Below are 16,510 nucleotides of genomic sequence, written 5' to 3' on the forward strand. Positions count from 1 at the left end.
AAGTCACTTAGAGTCAAACATAACGGCGCGCTTTATACCATAAATCGCCGGCAAACACAAACTTTTTACCGCTCTCATGTCGGCCTTAAACTCAGTTCAAAGCCGCGTCAGTAGCGTTATTTTACCGTTTCACAAACAAGGTGAATTGGCCTTGGCCAAGGCACTCGTTATTAAGAGAAAGCCCCATGAGTATAGTCATCAAGACAGCAGAAGAAATTGAGAAAATGCGCGCCGCCGGCAAGCTGGCCGCCAATGTGTTGGAAATGATAGCCCCACACGTCAAGGTCGGGGTCAGTACCAACGAACTCAACGATATCTGCGCCAAGTACACCGAAGAACAGGGCGCCATCTCCGCGCCGCTCAATTACCACGGTTTTCCCAAGTCCATCTGCACCTCTATCAATGAGGTGATCTGCCACGGTATTCCCAGTGATCGCGTGCTCAAGGACGGCGATATCCTTAACATTGATATCACAGTTATCAAGGACGGTTATCACGGCGACACTTCCAAAATGTTCCTGATCGGTGATGTCAGCCCGAAAGATCGCCGCCTGTGCCGTATCGCCCAGGAGAGCCTCTACGCCGCCATCCGTAAAGTTCGCCCCGGCATGCAGCTGGGCGAGATTGGTACCACAGTTGAGAAGTTTATCAAGGCCAGCAAGTCAGGCCTGGACAAATATTCAATCGTGCAGGATTACTGCGGTCACGGTATCGGCGCCGGCTTCCATGAAGAGCCACAAGTGGTGCACTACAGAAACAACGACAAGACCATACTACGCCCTGGCATGTGCTTTACCATTGAGCCGATGATCAACGCCGGTCGCCACACTTCTGTACTGAATAAGGATGACGGCTGGACTGTCACCACCTCAGATGGTAAAAATTCAGCTCAGTGGGAACATACTCTGTTAATCACCGAAACCGGCGTAGAAGTTCTGACGCTGCGCGCCGAGGAAGATTTCCCGAGGATCATCAATCACGCCAAATAAGGCGTCACCCAAGGAATAGAATGAGCACAGCGCTGGCAGCCAAAACGGCACTTTGTGAGCAGAATCAAGCCCTGTTTGACAGGTTTACCTCGCGAGAAAAGATAGTCGAACTGGTTACCAGCCGCTGTCGCTTTGTCGATAAGCAGCTGATTGAACAATGGCAGGCCGAAGGCTTGGATGCTTATCCCATCGCTCTTATCGCCGTCGGCGGCTATGGCCGCGGTGAGCTGCATCCCTACTCGGACATAGATCTGCTGTTTCTGGTGGATGACAACCTGGACCCAGCAGCCGAGAGCAGGCTCAGTGCTTATATCGCCTTTCTCTGGGACGCTGGTCTTGAAATCGGTCACAGTGTCAGAACCTTGAAAGAAACCCTGCAACAGGGTCGACAAGACATCACCATAGCCACCAACCTATTGGAAGCCAGACTGCTTACCGGCCCGGAAATCCTGTTTGATACTCTCTACGACGCGATTCGCGAGCACCAATTCTGGCCCTCAAACGCGTTTTTCAATGCCAAGCGAGATGAACAACGTGCCCGCCATGCCAGGGCCAACGCCTTCGATCTTGAGCCCAATATCAAGACCTGCCCCGGTGGCCTGAGGGATATTCAGACCATAGCCTGGGTCGCTATGCGCCACTTCGATGCCGCCAGACTTGAAGAACTGGTCGGACACGGCTTTTTGGAGCAGGTAGAACTCGAAGAGCTGCTTGAGTGTCAGCACTTCCTCTGGGAGCTGAGATTTGCCCTGCACCTGGCATCGGGCCGTGACGAAAACCGTTTGCTGTTTGACTTGCAGCGTCAGGTAGCCGGCCTCATGGGTTACGAAGACGCTACCCAACTGGCGGTCGAGCAGATGATGAAGCACTATTACCGCACAGTGCGGCGGGTGATGGAGCTCAACGAGATGCTGCTGCAACTGTTCAAACGCGCCACCCTCGGACACACTCAGGCGCTGGAAATCCAGCCTATAGATGAACACTATCAGCGCCGCGGTCGCTTTATCGAGGCGCTGGACTTGGCGCTGTTTGACGATCCGGAAGAGATCGTCAGGCTGTTTTTGCATGTGGCCCGCAATTCCAACATTCAGGGAATTTACGCGCCAACCCTGAGGGCACTGAGAAGAGCCAGACGCGCCCAGCCGCAACCTCTGATGGCCCGGGAGGGCTGCCGCAGAGTATTTATGGAAATTCTCCGTCATGCTCGCGGTATTGCCGCCCTGTCGCTAATGCACAAACACGGGGTGATGTCGGCTTATTTACCTGCCTGGCGCGCCATTGAAGGCCAGATGCAGTTTGACCTCTTCCACGCCTACACGGTAGATGAACACACTCACAGGCTGCTGCTCAATATCGACAAATTTGCCCAGGCAGAACAGAAAGAGGAATTCCCACTCGGCTCTGTGCTGATCAATCAATTGCCAAAAAAGGGGCTGCTGGTATTGGCGGCCATTTTCCACGACATCGCCAAGGGCCGCGGCGGCGATCACAGTAAGCTCGGCGCAGTCGATGCGCTGGAATTTTGCAAACTGCACGGTCTCAACGACCACGACGGCCGCTTGGTCAGCTGGTTGGTAGAAAATCATCTGTTGATGTCGATTGTCGCCCAGCGGCGGGATATTTCCGATCCGGAAGTGGTCGCCGACTTTGCCGATAAAGTTCGCGATGCGGTGCACCTGAGTTACCTCTACTGCCTGACGGTAGCCGATATCTGTGCCACCAATGAAAAAACCTGGAACAACTGGAAGGGCTCCCTGCTCAGGGATCTCTATTTTGCCACTCAGAGAGTGCTTGCCCGCGGTAAAGAAAAGCCGGTGGATATTCGTGCCCGGGTACGGGAGCATCAAGCTAAAGCCAAGAAAGAGTTGCTGCGGCGCGGCTTCAAGGAAAAAGCGCTGGATCTGTTGTGGCAGAGATTCAAGGCCGATTACTTTTTGCGTCATCAACCCAATCAAATCGCCTGGCACGCTGAGGCCATTCTAAAGCACAAGCAGGATGAACCGCTGGTAATGGTATCCAAACACACCACCCGTGGCGGCACAGAGCTGTTTGTCTACTGCCAGGACAAACCCAAGCTGTTTGCCACTGTGATGGCGGTGCTGGACAACAAGAATATCAATGTTCATGATGCCAACATCATGACATCCAAGGACAATTACGCTTTGGATACCTTTGTGATCCTCGAGCAGGACGGCAAGGCGGTAAGTCAGTTATCGCGGATACAAAGTATCCGCAAGGCCCTTGGCAAAGCGCTCAGTGGCGAACAACCCAAGATCCCGCGCTTTCGCAAGTTGTCGCGCAAGATGAAACCTTTTAAAGTTCCGACTCAGGTCAGTTTTCTGCCTACCCGCCGCCATGGTACAAGTATGATGGAGCTGATAGCCTTGGATAGCCCAGGTCTGCTGGCCAAGATAGGTGAAACCTTCTATCGCTGTGATGTCACCCTGCTGGCGGCCAAGATCACCACGATAGGCGAGCGCGCTGAGGACTTTTTTATTCTACAAACCAATCAGGGACTGGCACTGGATGAAGCCCAGCAACACAGGCTGAAAGAGTCACTGATCAGTGCCCTGTCCCAATTCGGGACCCCAACAACCTAAGTAAACGGGAGAAACCAATGGAGGCTTTACGCCAACGTATTGAGGCGGCTTTTGAAGCTCGCGCACAGATAAGCCCAACCACAGTTGACGCCGAGCTGCGTGCCGACGTGGAACGAGTGATTGACATGCTGGACAGAGGCGAGGCCCGAGTGGCCGAGAAACTGGACGGCCAATGGCATGTGCACCAATGGCTCAAGAAAGCCGTTTTGCTGTCTTTCCGCATCTTCGACAATGGCGTAATCGACGGGGCCGAAACCAAGTATTTCGACAAGGTACCACAGAAGTTTGCCGACTATGATGAAGCGCGTTTTCGCGCCGAAGCCATACGTGTTGTGCCACCGGCTGCGGTGCGCAAAGGCTCTTTCATCGGTAAAAACACTGTGCTTATGCCCTCCTACGTTAACCTGGGCGCCTATGTGGATGAAGGCACCATGGTCGACACCTGGGCCACGGTTGGCTCCTGCGCGCAAATTGGTAAAAACGTGCATCTCTCCGGCGGTGTCGGCATCGGTGGCGTACTCGAGCCACTGCAGGCCGGCCCGACCATTATTGAAGACAATTGCTTTATCGGTGCCCGCTCTGAAATCGTTGAAGGAGTCGTGGTCGAGGAAGGCTCAGTGATCTCCATGGGGGTCTATATCGGCCAGAGCACCCGCATCTATGACCGCGAAACCGGCGAAATTCACTATGGCCGGGTTCCAGCAGGTTCTGTGGTGGTGTCAGGCACTCTGCCCTCCAGCTGCGGCAAGTACAATCTTTATGCCGCCATCATAGTCAAGAAGGTAGACGAGAAGACCCGCGGAAAAGTGGGTATCAACGAACTGCTGCGGATGGTCGACTGACCCTTGCCCTCGGGAACTGACCTAGAGCAATAAACACTTTATTAGGTCAGTATCCCCATCTATGTGTCTGTCTGCTCTGCCCATAAGGGCACAGGCAGACACATTTACTTACCAAGAGACAAACTTCCACACCTTGGGACACACCCTGCCCAAACAGCAACAACTGCTGACAGAAAGCCTCTATTCAATCGCTGGCAAATGCCGCTGCTGCGACTGTACTTAAATGGTACTTGAAGCATCCCGAAAAGGAGCAAGCCATGAACCTTTGCCAACGTACCCGCACCGGCGCAGTATTACTGGCTGTCGCCGGCCTGAGCTTCGGCTCTCTCAGTGCCCAGGCCGCAATGGATCCTTATATTGAGCAGGCGTTGATCCAGGTCTGTAAATCCAGTGCCAGCAACAGCATGATAGAGTTTTCCACCACCTTGCGTGAGTACCGGATCAATGAACAGCGAGTATTCCCTCGACTGGTGTGCAATGGTGAGTCACTGCATCAATTTGCCATGAGTCATGGCGCCGATCGCACAGCCAAAAAGATTGGCCGCTTCCTGCCCGGCAAAGTGACCATTTCCGATATGGCCATGATCCCAGAGGAGGAAAAACTCTACGTGAGTTTCCGCTGAACTCACTGAGCCCAAAACACTCGGATTAAAATACCAAGGTTTTGTTGCCGTACACCACGACCTGTTCATTGAGTACCAGCGCCAGACCCCGGCTGAGAACACTTTTTTCCACATCTCGGCCGGCTTTGGCCATATCTGCCGCGCTGTAACTGTGATCCACAGGGATAACATCCTGCTTAATGATAGGCCCCTCATCCAAACAGTTATTCACAAAGTGCGCCGTGGCCCCAATAATTTTCACCCCGCGCTCCCACGCCTGACGATAGGGATTGGCGCCAATAAAGGCCGGCAGAAAGGAGTGATGAATATTGATGATCTTATTGGGATACTGCTCGACAAACTCAGGGGTAAGCACCCGCATATATTTGGCCAGTACCAGGTATTCAGGCTGATAGCCGGCGATAATATCCAACATGGCACGCTCATGGGCGCTGCGATCCAGCCCCTGATGGCTGACATGATGAAAAGGCACCTCAAACTTGGCCGCCAGCGGTGCCAGCGTATCGTAGTTGGCCACTATGGCGGCTATTTCCACATCGAGGGCACCATAGTAGGTTTTCATCAAGAGATCACCAAGGCAATGGGCCTCCTTGGTCGCCAACACCACTATGCGCTTGCGTCCGGCATCCACCAGTTTCATATGGTTTTGCTTGGGCAGAACTTCAGCCAATTCTTCTAACAGCTTAGCTTCATCGAACTCACCTTCAAGCTCGGTACGCATGAAAAAGCGCCCCTGCTGATTATCGACAAACTCGTTGTTTTTGATGATATTCAGTCTGTGCTGAAAGCATACCCCAGTAACTCTGGCGATAAGCCCATATTCATCGGCACAATCAATCATCAGTATTTTGCGTGGCATATCGGCTCCGATTACAGCATTAAAGTTTGAATATGCCACAGTCTCGCCACTGGCGCGCTTAAAATTTATTCATCAAAAGCAGCTCGTTATCTCCGGCTTGTCTGGCGGCTGTCCAGATACTTTTGCAAAAGCCCTCTCAAGGTCTCGGCCTTGGTGCCAAACACCACCTGAACGCCCTGCCCCACCACTATTACGCCCTTGGCTCCCAATCCCAACAAGCGTGACTTGTCCACCAGCTCAGGACGTTCAACACTCAGGCGCAACCGGGTCATACAGGCGCTGAGGTTGCGGATATTGGCGGCGCCGCCGAGCGCGCCTATCATGGCCAGCAGATTGCCGCCCGAAGTGGTTTCCGGCTCCAGCCGCCCCGGCGTCTTAAGATTGAATGCCATGATGGAAGCCCGGAAAATCAGGTAATAGATGACTGCGGTCAAGGGGCCCAGGATCAGAAACCAACCGGCGTTGGCGGATTGATGCCACAAAAGGGCAAAATCCAGCAAACCGTTGGAAAACACCAGCCCATAGTGAATGTCGAGCCAGATACAGACTGCATAAGCCAGCCCGGTCAGCAGTGCATGCACCAGATACAGCAAAGGCGCCACAAACAGGAAAGCAAACTCAATCGGCTCAGTTACCCCGGTGAGCCAACTGGTGGCCGCCGCCGACAGCATAATGCCGGCCAGCCGATTGCGTTCACTCTTGTCGGCACAGCGCCAAATCGCCAGGGCCGCCGCTGGCAGGCCCCACATTTTGATGAGATAGCCACCGGCCAGGTTGCCGGCCTGGGGATCGCCGGCGAGGTAGCGCGCCACTTCGCCTCTGAGCCATTGACCATCCTGATAATACTGCCCAAGCTCGAGGTAGAAAGGCGCATTCCAGATATGATGCAGTCCAAGCGGCAGCAAGAGGCGTTCCACTGTGCCATAGATGGCAAAGGCCAGCTGTGGCTTTTGATACACGGCCCAGTTGGAGAACACCTCAATATAGTGCGCCAAAGGTGGCCAGATAAGCGCCAGCAAATAGGCCAGCAACACCGCCAACGGCAGCATCAACAATGGCGCGCTGCGGCGTCCCTCAAAGAAGGAAAAGATAGCCGGCAAACGTAAATGACGACTCATGGCCATCGCCAAACAGGTCATTACCCCAAGCAACATGCCACCGGCTATACCTGTATCTATGGTTTCCACTCCGAGCCAAACCGAGGTGTGCACGGGGTTTTGCGAGGCCAGCAGCGATAAGCTTGAGTTGAATACCCCATAACCGAACGCAGCACTGAAGGCGGCAATCCCCTGATCACGGCAAAAGCCTATGGCAATCGCGATGGCAAACAACAACGGCATCATAGTGAAGATGAGATCGCCAGTAGTGGCAAACAGCTCATTGAGCGAAGGAGACAAAATACCTGTCGGCGTGCTGGCCAGGCCTTTCATCACTCCGGCAGCAGGCAGGATAGCTATGGGGACAAGCAGCGCCTGACTCAGGCGCTGAGCAAACTTAAACCAATGTTGTGAAAAGCCTTTCAGGCGCCCGCTTCTGTTTTCAGCAGGGGTAGCCAGTTGTTGAGCCATGCTTGAGCCTCGACCTCGGGTTCCATGGTTTCGCAGGCATCAATCTCCAAACGTTCACCGATACGTTTGGCGCCAAGCTCCGCAAACAGTTCATCCAATTGTTTACCTGCGCCGCAGAAGGTCTCATAACTCGAGTCTCCCAGGGCAATAACTCCGTACCTGAGCTCAGGCAAGTAGGGGGCCGTGTCTTTCAGTTCCAAAAACCAGGGCAAAATATCATCCGGAAGATCCCCTTGCCCGGTAGTGGAAGAAACCAGCAACAGATACTCATCGGCCGCCGGTATATATCCTTTAAGCTCATGACTTTGCCAAAGTTTAGCTTCCAAGCCATGAGTCTGGAGCTGCTTCTGGAGCGTCTCGGCAACAAACTGGGCATTACCATAGACAGTTCCAAACACCAGGTTCACTTTTTTCATGTTATACTCTGCACCTCGGAGTCAATACTCATTGTTCTCCACCATACTGTATCGTCTGCTTATGCTGCAAGCATAAGCATCAACAGACACCCAGCCGACACGCCATTGGCGATAAGGAAACGCAGCGATGCGACAGAGCAGCAGACAGAAACTTCAGAAGCAACATCAAAGGGCAACTCATGTTCGCCGTATGTGTTACTTTAGAGCCGCTCAACAAGACCAACACCATGCCCACTACCCACTCGACGCTTACCGTCCCTTGCTTGACATGATGCACCAGCGCACCAATAAAGACGAAACCTAAGCCAGCAGCAAACCGCTGTCTGACTCAAGCAGGGACTCATCCCAGCCCAGGCCATCGAACACTTGCTGCCATTCAGCCTCCGGCTCTGTCACTATAGTGACGGGGTCACCTGTCTTTGGGTGAGTGAAGCTCAAGCTCTGAGCCAGCAACCATAAACGGTTGAGGCCGAAGTGTTCGCGAAAGAAACGGTTTTGTTTGCCATCGCCGTGGGTGGTGTCACCTATGATGGGGTGACGCAGATGAGCCATATGCCTTCTGAGCTGATGCTTACGTCCGGTCAACGGCGAGAGGCGTATCAAGGCAAAACGACTGCTGGGGTACCGCCCTGACGGGAAAGGGATCTCGGCATTGAGCAGCGGCGCATATTGAGTAATGGCATCCTGGGCTTCCTTGTTGCGGTCGGCATTTTTATCGGCCACGGCATCCAACTCCTCTTTGAGTGGATAGTCCAGCGTACCGGCTTGGTGCATATTACCGCGCACCAGGGCCAGATACTCCTTGCGCGTCTCGCGCCCGGCAAACTGCTGACACAGAAGAGCAGCAACTTCACTGCTTTTGGCAAACAGCAAGACGCCCGAAGTAGGCCTATCCAACCTGTGCACCGGAAACACATGGCAACCCACCAGATCCCGAGTCAGCTGCATGGCGAAAAAACGCTCTTTTCGCGCCAGATAGGTTCTGTGCACCAGTAATCCCGCCGGTTTATGAATGGCAACCAGGTGTTCATCTTCATAGAGGATACGGATCTCGGGGCACTCTTCATCCACTGGTGTCAAAGATTGCTCCGAAATCTCGGCTTGAAGCTGGGTCTCATCTTGCTTGTTTGGTAAGGAGTTCATCCAAGGTTCTCAACAAAGTGATCAAATTACGATATGTGGGCGCTTCACCCCATACATGCTCGGCCATAGGCGCAGTTGCTATAGCTGATGGCAGCGGCATTTGTGCTTCTATCAGCGCGCGCATTTTCGGCAACAGAATAAACTGCAACCAGGCTTCAAACGCCATACTGTCACAGGCAAAGGGCGCCTGGCTGGCCATGGCAGTCGCGCCAGGATCCGTTGCGCTCCACATTCCCAGCGCTTTCAATTCGACCTCTATGGCCAACAGGAGTTTTTCAGTCGCCAGAAAAGGCATCTGTTACCTCGTAGATCCAAAACAATAAATTGGCGTCAATCATACCATCGGGCCAAGCTTATCCCTATAATGCACCGCATTTGTTGTACAAGAGTCAAACGAGCATGGACAGTATCACTACCCTCAGCGAACTTCTCACCGCCGCCAACACCCAGTATCAGGTCTATGATCTCGGCCGCAGGGTGCAGCACATAGATCCCATGGCTTTTCATCAAATAGAAGCCCTTCAAAGCCCTTACCCCTTTCCCATACAAGGGCATGCCCAGTTTGCCCTGGTGTTCTGGGATGGCAGCAATCAGCAATATATCTGGTTCCTGAAATTACCCTTGGATGAGCGCGGACTCCTGGTCCCAGCTGCGCGTAGCCAGTTTATTCAAATGCTGCTTGAAGCCATGGGGGAAAACCTGACCCGTGAACTGAGCGAAGCCCAGCAGCAACAGATGGCCAATCATCCCTTCAGTTTCAAGCCATCGCAGGAAAAATTGGCCCTGTTCAACGCCTTGGTGCGTAAACAATTGGGACAAGCCGCTTCTGTACAGTATGAATATGCCTGCCAATACCTGAGCGGCAAGGTGGCAGCCGAAAACTGGCAACATCTGGGACTGCAAGGGCTGGCGGATATCTGTGCCAGGGTCAATGAACTGGACCACTCAGCCCTGTTGCAACAAGGATTGAACAAAGGCGCCGCCGAGGTACAGATTGCCCTTTGCCAGCAATTGGAACATATATTGCTGCCTGAGCCGCTTGCCGAAACGCTCTTCCAGGCATTCAAAGAAGCGGCCCCCGAACATAAGGTTTACTTCCTTCGCGCCTTGGCGTCTCACCCCGAACTCTGCCAACAGGCGATAACTGAGCTGAACAAGCAACAAGCGCTAAATATTGATGCCTTGGTTGCCATCGCCGCCCGCTGCTGGCTTAGTCTGAAACAGGATGGATGCCGCAAAATTTATCTCGAGGCTTTGGCTTTACAGGAGCAAAGCTTCTTTAATCAAATCTTTGCTGATATTGTGGCCATACCCGGGATACGTACCCAGGTATTGAGCGAACTTCGCAATCCTCACCGCAGTGACCGCCTATCCGGCGCCATTGGCGGTCTGTTCAGGGCGACCACAGAATGATGACAGATTTTCTACTGATCGCAGCGCTGGTTATGATTGCTGCGTTTTTCTGGCAGCTGCGACAAATGGCCGAACTCAGCCGGGTATTTGCCGAAAGGGAATGCCAGCGACAAAAGGTGCAGATGCTTGCCATCGCCATGGAGTCGGCGCGTCCCAGCATAGGTGGCCGGAATGGTCTGTGCTGGAAGGCACGCTTTATGTTTGAGTTCAGTACCGATGGCATCAACCAGTATCGCGGCCATATTCTGATGCACGGCAAACAGATCCAGAAAATCGAATGGCCCATCTTTCCCGAACCCGAATGGCATGAAGCGCCAACGGCCAGGGGCAGTGTCGGTGGCGGTTGTGGCTCAGGAGGGGGGTGCAATTCGGGCAGGTGTCGATGAGGCCTTCTCTACCCATGAAAGCTAGTTAGGGTTGTTCTGCCATTAAAATTCAGAGTATGGAGCGACTGAGTTTATCTATTCTCAAAGCCCCGAAATAAGAAAGGGCGCGACAATTAAGCCGCGCCCATCTGTTTCTCTGTTAAGCCTTCCAGCTATTAAGTTGCTTCCCTGCACCATCCATGCGTCTGCCGTGCGTCCTGCGCTCCCTGTACCATCCTGGTGAGTCCCTGTACTTGCGTACCTGTTCCCTTAGTCCCGATTATCCCTTGATCGGGCCTTGCTCTGTCCTTAAGCGTGTCCTGTATCGTCCTTGTGCATCCTTTCAATACATCCTGTTTCGTCTTCCTGACGCTGACCATATTCCTTGGGTCAGTAGCTTTCCCTGTTTGCCATCATCCTGATAAGCATCTTCCTTGAGTTATCCCTGGACCGTGTTCCTCACGGTTGAGGCCTTCCTGACCTTGTTCCCTGAATCATCCTTGTCCTTGGATGATTTAAATACTAATACAATCCCGGCCCAGGAGTTGTACACAAACCGCCCAATAACTCTTGTAACTTTTTTGCAGCAATCAAAACAAGGTTGGTAAGTAATTAATTTTAAATGGTTTAATTATTTTTTAGTGACAAAACCCGCTATTTAACTCTTGTTTGTCTCACAACCTTGTGAGATATCTCGCACACCAACCCCGGCTTTAATGGAAAACGATGTGTAGTGAAAAACATATCGCCTATAAACCTGCAACAGAATCACCCAAACATCAATAATCTCAATAGAAGATAATAGTGTCACCCTAAAATACATTAACGCTTTTCTATAAAAGCCGCTTGCCAGGAGCTTATGCCCATATGCGATATTTAGGGTTTACATTTCCAAGATGAAAGCTGAGCAGTGATTACTGCGGGGGGAAATTTCTAATAGAAACCTTCGTCTGGCATAGCTGAATGTCCACCTTCTGCTATGGAGGTGATTTACGGCTGAAAACAAAAACCCGCCATATAGGCGGGTCTCTGTGCGAACACTTGCGTCTTTATATAGCGGCTTATTTAGTAGCCAGCTTCTCACGGATACGTGCAGACTTACCTGAACGCTCACGCAGATAGTACAGCTTGGCACGACGAACGCGACCACGACGCTTAACTTCGATGCTGGAAATCATTGGGCTGTGCGTTTGGAAAGCACGCTCAACACCTTCACCATTAGAGATCTTACGTACGGTAAATGCGGAGTGCAGACCGCGGTTACGCTTAGCGATAACCACGCCTTCAAAGGCCTGCAGACGCTCTTTGTCACCTTCTTTAACACGAACCTGAACGACTACGGTATCACCGGCACCGAAATCAGGTACGTCTTTTTTCATTTGCTCATCGTTGAGCATTTTAATGATGTTGTTCATAACTTACTCCGTTCTAGAATTAACTGAGCTGCGACTAGGCTGAGTCCATTGCGTCAACGAACTGCGCTAATAGAGTCGTCTGTTCGTCAGTCAGAGCTAGATTTTCAAATAATTCTGGCCGTCGCTGCAGTGTTCTTATCAAACTCTGCTGTAGACGCCAGCGTCTAATTTGTTCGTGGTTGCCGCTGAGCAACACCGCCGGAACATCCAGTCCATCAAGACATTCAGGCCGGGTATAGTGAGGACAATCCAATAATCCGTCAGAGAAGGAATCCTGCTCTGCCGAGGCCTGTTTGCCCAGCACGCCGGGAACCAGTCTCGAAACCGAATCTATCAGGGTCATTGCCGGCAATTCACCGCCCGAGAGCACGTAATCACCAACCGACCACTCCTCATCCACTTCCGTCTGAATGATGCGCTCATCGATACCTTCGTAGCGACCGCACACCAGGATCAGCTTGGATGATAGTGCCAACTCAGACACGCCTTGCTGAGTCAGCTTGCGTCCCTGAGGTGACAGATATATCACCTTGGCTCCCTCACCTGCCGCAGCCTTGGCTGCATGAATGGCATCGCGAAGGGGCTGAACCATCATCAACATTCCGGGACCACCACCATAAGGTCTGTCGTCCACAGTGTTGTGTCTATCATGGGTGAAATCCCTGGGATTCCACGTCTGTACTTCCAGCAGGCCATTCTTCACGGCCCGACCCGTCACGCCAAAGTCTGTTACTGCTCGAAACATCTCCGGGAACAGGGTGATGACCCCTAACCACATAAGCTGTTTCCTCGACTCAGAAGTCCGGATCCCAATCCACTAAAATCTGTTTTGCCGAAACGTTCACCTCTTTGATGAACTGTTCGGTGACAAAGGGGATCATACGTTCCGCTTTGCCAAAGCTATCTTTGGCGTTGGCCTTCACCAGCAAGACGTCGTTGGATCCTGTTTCCACGATCTGATCGACCTTGCCCATGTTGTAGCCCTTGGTGTTGATCACTTCGCAGCCGATAAGATCGCGCCAGTAGAATTCATCTTCCGGCAGGTCTTTCATCTGCTCAGGCAGTATGCCGATCTCACAGTTAGTGAGCATCTGCGCCCGCTCCCGCGTCTCTACCCCTTCAAGTGCGGCAACAACCGCCTTGCCCTGATAGCGCCACTGGGTGACCTTCACTTCACGCCATTCGCCCTGCTCTTTAATGAGCCAAGGTGAATAGTCAAAAATACCTTCAACAGAATCGGTATAGGCGGTGATTTTCAGCCAACCTTTAATGCCATAGCTGGAACCAAGTTTGCCCAACACGATTGGCTGTGGGTTACTGCTCATCAATCTATACCTTAAACGCTATTAAGCAGCTGCTTTACGAGCGTCTTTGATCAGTTTTGCTACGCGTTCTGTAGTTGCAGCACCGTTTGAAACCCAGTGCTCAACACGGTCCAGATCCAGGCGCAGAGTTTCTTCCTGACCTTTGGCCAGAGGGTTGAAGAAACCTACACGCTCGATGAAACGACCGTCACGGGCATTGCGGCTATCAGCAACAACGATGTTGTAAAATGGACGCTTTTTCGCGCCACCACGAGCTAAACGAATGGTAACCATGCGTTCTTTATCCTCTAATGATTTGCTTTTCAGCAAAAATAAAAACTGGAACCCCGTGTTCGCGAAGAGTCCCAGATAGAAAGCCGGAAGATTTTACCTGACTTTCGGGCGAATGCAACCGATCCCGGCTAATTTTACAACGCCCATTCACAGCTTATCCCAAGCGGGACAATAGTTAAGAACATCAGGTAATGTCATTTGGTATCAGCGACCGGGGAATTTCATTCCCGGAGGCAGCATGCCTCCCAGGCCGCGCATCATCTTATGCATGCCGCCTTTGGCAGACATTTTCTTCATCATTTTCTGCATCTGGGTAAACTGCTTCAGCAAGCGGTTTACATCTTGAATTTGAGTGCCTGAACCGGCAGCGATGCGGCGTTTTCGTGAGCCTTTGATCATATCCGGACGCTTACGTTCATTTGGCGTCATGGAGTTAATAATAGCTTCCATTTGACCTGTGAGCTTACCGTTTTGCACCTGCGCCAAAGCATCGGGAGGCAGTTGACCAACGCCGGGTAGTTTTTCCAGCATCCCCATCATGCCGCCCATATTCTTCATCTGCTGCAGCTGCTCACGGAAGTCTTCCAGGTCAAAACTGCCGCCGGACTTCACTTTAGAAGCCAGCTTAAGGGCTTTTTCCTTATCGACACCGCGCTCAACTTCTTCGATGAGCGACAACACGTCCCCCATTCCCAGAATACGGGAAGCTACCCGGTCTGGATGGAAAGGCTCGAGCGCATCAGTTTTTTCACCCACACCCAGGAACTTAATCGGTTTACCTGTGATGTGACGAATGGACAGGGCAGCACCGCCTCTGGCATCACCATCCACCTTGGTGAGGATCACCCCGGTCAGCGGCAGCGCTTCATTAAAGGCCTTGGCAGTATTGGCCGCATCCTGACCTGTCATGGCGTCGACCACAAACAGGGTTTCAACCGGCTTGACCGCAGCGTGCAGCGCCTTGATTTCATCCATCATCGCCTCGTCCACATGCAGGCGACCGGCGGTATCCAGAATGACTACATCAATAAACTTACGCTTGGCGTAAGCGATGGCGGCATTGGCGATATCCACCGGCTTTTGGCTGACGTCCGATGGGAAAAATTCGACTTCGACTTCATTGGCCAGGGTTTCCAGCTGCTTGATCGCCGCCGGACGGTATACGTCGGCACTGACCACAAGCACAGACTTCTTCTGTCTGGTTCGCAGGAACTTACCCAGCTTGGCAACACTGGTGGTTTTACCCGCGCCCTGCAGTCCTGCCATCATCAATACAGCAGGTGGCTGAGCGGCCAGATTGAGAGCCTCGTTGGCCTCCCCCATGGCTTTTTCCAGTTCACTCTGAACGATTTTGACAAATACCTGCCCAGGGGTCAGGCTCTTAGCCACTTCCTGGCCAACGGCACGTTCTTTGACGCTGCTGACAAATTCCCGCACCACAGGCAGAGCCACATCGGCCTCCAGCAGTGCCATACGAACTTCGCGCAGGGTGTCCTTCACGTTCTCTTCAGTCAAGCGACCCCGACCACTGATATTTTTCAGGGTGCGGGACAATCTGTCGGTGAGATTCTCAAACATCGTCCAGTTCTATACCGTTTATGAATGTAAAATGATGGGGCATATTATAACTATAGCCGGAGTATTAATGCAGCCCTGTTCTCAACATGGGGTTAAATAGACGCTTATCAAGGTACAAATGAATGTTTTTGACGGGAACCAATTACCCTTTATTACGCACTAATCTACTGGGCACTGAGTAATTTTGTCGTCTGGGTCACTGCCCAATTACCTGTGGCTCATGTTATTCTAATACCTGCAAGTTTTCTAAAGCTGCCCACAGAGGCCAATTACACATAAGGATAGGTTAATCCCAGATGGTCATTCTCTCTGCTGCCGCGATGTTTTTCTACAGCATAGCGCTGATATTAGTGACAAGCCGCTTGTTTCACGCCGAGGGGCCCAACCGCCGCACCGTTGCCGGTTTTGCCGCTTTGGGTGTGATACTGCACGCTGCAGCCTTGTACCAGGCAATCTTTACTGTCGATGGCCAGAATTTCAGTCTGACCAATGTAATATCCATGGTGAACTGGATTATCGCCCTGGCCTTTACCTTGGTACTTTCACGTATCAAGGTCATTGTGCTGGTACCTGTGGTGTACGCCTGCTCCGTGATATCCGTATCCCTGCTATGGCTTTTGCCACCTAAGTACATCACTCATTTTGAAGTGCACCCTGAAGTATTGGTCCACGTGGTATTGTCGCTGATGGCCTACAGTGCCTTGATGATAGCAGCGCTTTACGCCATACAACTGGCTGTAATCCAAAATAAGCTAAAGAAAAAGCAACTGATTTTGAACCCCGCGCTTCCGCCACTGATGACGGTAGAGAAGCAGCTGTATCATCTGATCATCATAGGGGTGATTCTGCTGAGTCTGTCGCTGGCCACCGGCTTTATTTTCCTTGATGATATGTTTGCCGATGGCAAGGGCCACAAGGCGGTACTTTCCATTCTGGCCTGGTTCGTCTATATCGCTATGCTGTGGCAGCAATATACCGTGGGTTGCCGTATCCGCACGGCAGTGATCTACAGTCTGACCGGTGCCAGCCTGCTCTCTCTGGCTTACTTTGGCGCCCGCATCGTCAAAGAACTTATCCTGAGCTAATCTGAATTAAGTCAGG

The 16,510-nt window shown here is 52.2% G+C and carries 18 protein-coding genes; 8 read left to right on the forward strand and 10 right to left on the reverse strand.

All coding sequences use genetic code 11. The features are described 5' to 3' along the window. Positions 1–185: 185 nt before the first annotated feature. The 4 genes from map (at position 186) to SIL79_RS00315 (ending at position 5,054) form a co-directional block, all read left to right on the forward strand. Entirely contained in the window at positions 186–989 is an 804-nt protein-coding gene (gene map / locus SIL79_RS00300) for a type I methionyl aminopeptidase (protein ID WP_039034773.1), read from the forward strand. A gap of 20 nt (positions 990–1,009) precedes the next feature. Beyond that, the gene (gene glnD / locus SIL79_RS00305) at positions 1,010–3,589 is read left to right on the forward strand and encodes a bifunctional uridylyltransferase/uridylyl-removing protein GlnD (RefSeq protein WP_039034772.1); all 2,580 of its coding nucleotides are present in this window, start codon (positions 1,010–1,012) and stop codon (positions 3,587–3,589) included. Between the two features lie 17 nt (positions 3,590–3,606). Continuing rightward, on the forward strand, positions 3,607–4,431 hold the full coding sequence (gene dapD / locus SIL79_RS00310; protein WP_028779848.1) for a 2,3,4,5-tetrahydropyridine-2,6-dicarboxylate N-succinyltransferase: 825 nt from the start codon (positions 3,607–3,609) through the stop codon (positions 4,429–4,431). A gap of 257 nt (positions 4,432–4,688) precedes the next feature. Beyond that, complete coding sequence (locus SIL79_RS00315; RefSeq protein ID WP_039034770.1) at positions 4,689–5,054, forward strand: DUF3718 domain-containing protein; 366 nt, start codon at positions 4,689–4,691, stop codon at positions 5,052–5,054. Between the two features lie 25 nt (positions 5,055–5,079). Here SIL79_RS00315 and purU read toward each other — a convergent pair whose 3' ends face one another. The 3 genes from purU to SIL79_RS00330 form a co-directional block, all read right to left on the reverse strand. Next, the gene (purU, locus tag SIL79_RS00320; RefSeq protein WP_071477057.1) at positions 5,080–5,913 is read right to left on the reverse strand and encodes a formyltetrahydrofolate deformylase; all 834 of its coding nucleotides are present in this window, start codon (positions 5,911–5,913) and stop codon (positions 5,080–5,082) included. An 86-nt stretch (positions 5,914–5,999) separates the two neighbouring features. Then, positions 6,000–7,481, reverse strand: coding sequence for a PTS transporter subunit EIIC (locus tag SIL79_RS00325; protein WP_071477056.1), 1,482 nt, complete (start codon positions 7,479–7,481; stop codon positions 6,000–6,002). Beyond that, positions 7,433–7,897 carry a flavodoxin gene (locus SIL79_RS00330; RefSeq protein ID WP_071477065.1) on the reverse strand — a complete coding sequence of 155 codons (465 nt, stop codon included), beginning with the start codon at positions 7,895–7,897 and terminating at the stop codon, positions 7,433–7,435. The genes SIL79_RS00325 and SIL79_RS00330 overlap by 49 nt, the downstream gene beginning before the upstream one ends. A 127-nt stretch (positions 7,898–8,024) precedes the next feature. Between SIL79_RS00330 and SIL79_RS00335 the strand changes: the two genes are divergently transcribed. Further along, positions 8,025–8,201 carry a hypothetical protein gene (locus SIL79_RS00335; protein ID WP_099049524.1) on the forward strand — a complete coding sequence of 59 codons (177 nt, stop codon included), beginning with the start codon at positions 8,025–8,027 and terminating at the stop codon, positions 8,199–8,201. On the opposite strand, the gene truC is transcribed toward SIL79_RS00335, so the two are convergent. Then, entirely contained in the window at positions 8,198–9,040 is an 843-nt protein-coding gene (gene truC / locus SIL79_RS00340) for a tRNA pseudouridine(65) synthase TruC (RefSeq protein WP_233962731.1), read from the reverse strand. The genes SIL79_RS00335 and truC overlap by 4 nt on opposite strands. Continuing rightward, positions 9,012–9,335 (reverse strand): YqcC family protein, encoded by a 324-nt coding sequence (locus tag SIL79_RS00345; RefSeq protein WP_071477055.1) that lies wholly within the window; start codon positions 9,333–9,335, stop codon positions 9,012–9,014. Before SIL79_RS00345 ends, truC begins: the two co-directional genes overlap by 29 nt. Before the next feature lie 104 nt (positions 9,336–9,439). Here SIL79_RS00345 and SIL79_RS00350 point away from each other — a divergent pair, with 104 nt between their 5' ends. Beyond that, positions 9,440–10,453, forward strand: a complete 1,014-nt coding sequence (locus SIL79_RS00350; RefSeq protein ID WP_071477054.1) for a DUF3549 family protein — start codon at positions 9,440–9,442, stop codon at positions 10,451–10,453. Then, positions 10,450–10,839, forward strand: coding sequence for a DUF3301 domain-containing protein (locus SIL79_RS00355; protein ID WP_039034764.1), 390 nt, complete (start codon positions 10,450–10,452; stop codon positions 10,837–10,839). The genes SIL79_RS00350 and SIL79_RS00355 overlap by 4 nt, the downstream gene beginning before the upstream one ends. Positions 10,840–11,879: 1,040 nt before the next feature. Here SIL79_RS00355 and rplS read toward each other — a convergent pair. The 5 genes from rplS to ffh all read right to left on the reverse strand — a co-directional run bounded on the left by rplS (position 11,880) and on the right by ffh (position 15,409). Then, positions 11,880–12,233: a 50S ribosomal protein L19 gene (gene rplS, locus SIL79_RS00360; RefSeq protein WP_039034762.1), complete on the reverse strand. Its 354-nt coding sequence runs from the start codon at positions 12,231–12,233 to the stop codon at positions 11,880–11,882. 34 nt (positions 12,234–12,267) lie between these two features. Continuing rightward, positions 12,268–13,011 (reverse strand): tRNA (guanosine(37)-N1)-methyltransferase TrmD, encoded by a 744-nt coding sequence (trmD, locus tag SIL79_RS00365; protein WP_039034761.1) that lies wholly within the window; start codon positions 13,009–13,011, stop codon positions 12,268–12,270. Between the two features lie 16 nt (positions 13,012–13,027). Beyond that, positions 13,028–13,558, reverse strand: coding sequence for a ribosome maturation factor RimM (gene rimM, locus SIL79_RS00370; protein ID WP_025010565.1), 531 nt, complete (start codon positions 13,556–13,558; stop codon positions 13,028–13,030). A gap of 21 nt (positions 13,559–13,579) precedes the next feature. Continuing rightward, on the reverse strand, positions 13,580–13,831 hold the full coding sequence (gene rpsP / locus SIL79_RS00375) for a 30S ribosomal protein S16 (protein ID WP_025010564.1): 252 nt from the start codon (positions 13,829–13,831) through the stop codon (positions 13,580–13,582). A gap of 204 nt (positions 13,832–14,035) precedes the next feature. Beyond that, positions 14,036–15,409 (reverse strand): signal recognition particle protein, encoded by a 1,374-nt coding sequence (ffh, locus tag SIL79_RS00380; protein ID WP_039034760.1) that lies wholly within the window; start codon positions 15,407–15,409, stop codon positions 14,036–14,038. 296 nt (positions 15,410–15,705) lie between these two features. Here ffh and SIL79_RS00385 point away from each other — a divergent pair, with 296 nt between their 5' ends. Beyond that, positions 15,706–16,494: a cytochrome C assembly family protein gene (locus SIL79_RS00385; RefSeq protein ID WP_039034759.1), complete on the forward strand. Its 789-nt coding sequence runs from the start codon at positions 15,706–15,708 to the stop codon at positions 16,492–16,494. Positions 16,495–16,510 lie beyond the last annotated feature (16 nt).

The sequence above is a fragment of the Shewanella indica genome, assembly GCF_033842865.1.
Taxonomy (GTDB): domain Bacteria; phylum Pseudomonadota; class Gammaproteobacteria; order Enterobacterales; family Shewanellaceae; genus Shewanella; species Shewanella indica.

Bases quoted from the DNA above. Each gene is read 5' to 3' on its own strand.
- map (WP_039034773.1), top strand. From the start codon at position 186: ATGAGTATAGTCATCAAGACAGCAGAAGAAATTGAGAAAATGCGCGCC.
- glnD (WP_039034772.1), top strand. From the start codon at position 1,010: ATGAGCACAGCGCTGGCAGCCAAAACGGCACTTTGTGAGCAGAATCAA.
- dapD (WP_028779848.1), top strand. From the start codon at position 3,607: ATGGAGGCTTTACGCCAACGTATTGAGGCGGCTTTTGAAGCTCGCGCA.
- SIL79_RS00315 (WP_039034770.1), top strand. From the start codon at position 4,689: ATGAACCTTTGCCAACGTACCCGCACCGGCGCAGTATTACTGGCTGTC.
- purU (WP_071477057.1), bottom strand. From the start codon at position 5,913: ATGCCACGCAAAATACTGATGATTGATTGTGCCGATGAATATGGGCTT.
- SIL79_RS00325 (WP_071477056.1), bottom strand. From the start codon at position 7,481: ATGGCTCAACAACTGGCTACCCCTGCTGAAAACAGAAGCGGGCGCCTG.
- SIL79_RS00330 (WP_071477065.1), bottom strand. From the start codon at position 7,897: ATGAAAAAAGTGAACCTGGTGTTTGGAACTGTCTATGGTAATGCCCAG.
- SIL79_RS00335 (WP_099049524.1), top strand. From the start codon at position 8,025: ATGCGACAGAGCAGCAGACAGAAACTTCAGAAGCAACATCAAAGGGCA.
- truC (WP_233962731.1), bottom strand. From the start codon at position 9,040: ATGAACTCCTTACCAAACAAGCAAGATGAGACCCAGCTTCAAGCCGAG.
- SIL79_RS00345 (WP_071477055.1), bottom strand. From the start codon at position 9,335: ATGCCTTTTCTGGCGACTGAAAAACTCCTGTTGGCCATAGAGGTCGAA.
- SIL79_RS00350 (WP_071477054.1), top strand. From the start codon at position 9,440: ATGGACAGTATCACTACCCTCAGCGAACTTCTCACCGCCGCCAACACC.
- SIL79_RS00355 (WP_039034764.1), top strand. From the start codon at position 10,450: ATGATGACAGATTTTCTACTGATCGCAGCGCTGGTTATGATTGCTGCG.
- rplS (WP_039034762.1), bottom strand. From the start codon at position 12,233: ATGAACAACATCATTAAAATGCTCAACGATGAGCAAATGAAAAAAGAC.
- trmD (WP_039034761.1), bottom strand. From the start codon at position 13,011: ATGTGGTTAGGGGTCATCACCCTGTTCCCGGAGATGTTTCGAGCAGTA.
- rimM (WP_025010565.1), bottom strand. From the start codon at position 13,558: ATGAGCAGTAACCCACAGCCAATCGTGTTGGGCAAACTTGGTTCCAGC.
- rpsP (WP_025010564.1), bottom strand. From the start codon at position 13,831: ATGGTTACCATTCGTTTAGCTCGTGGTGGCGCGAAAAAGCGTCCATTT.
- ffh (WP_039034760.1), bottom strand. From the start codon at position 15,409: ATGTTTGAGAATCTCACCGACAGATTGTCCCGCACCCTGAAAAATATC.
- SIL79_RS00385 (WP_039034759.1), top strand. From the start codon at position 15,706: ATGGTCATTCTCTCTGCTGCCGCGATGTTTTTCTACAGCATAGCGCTG.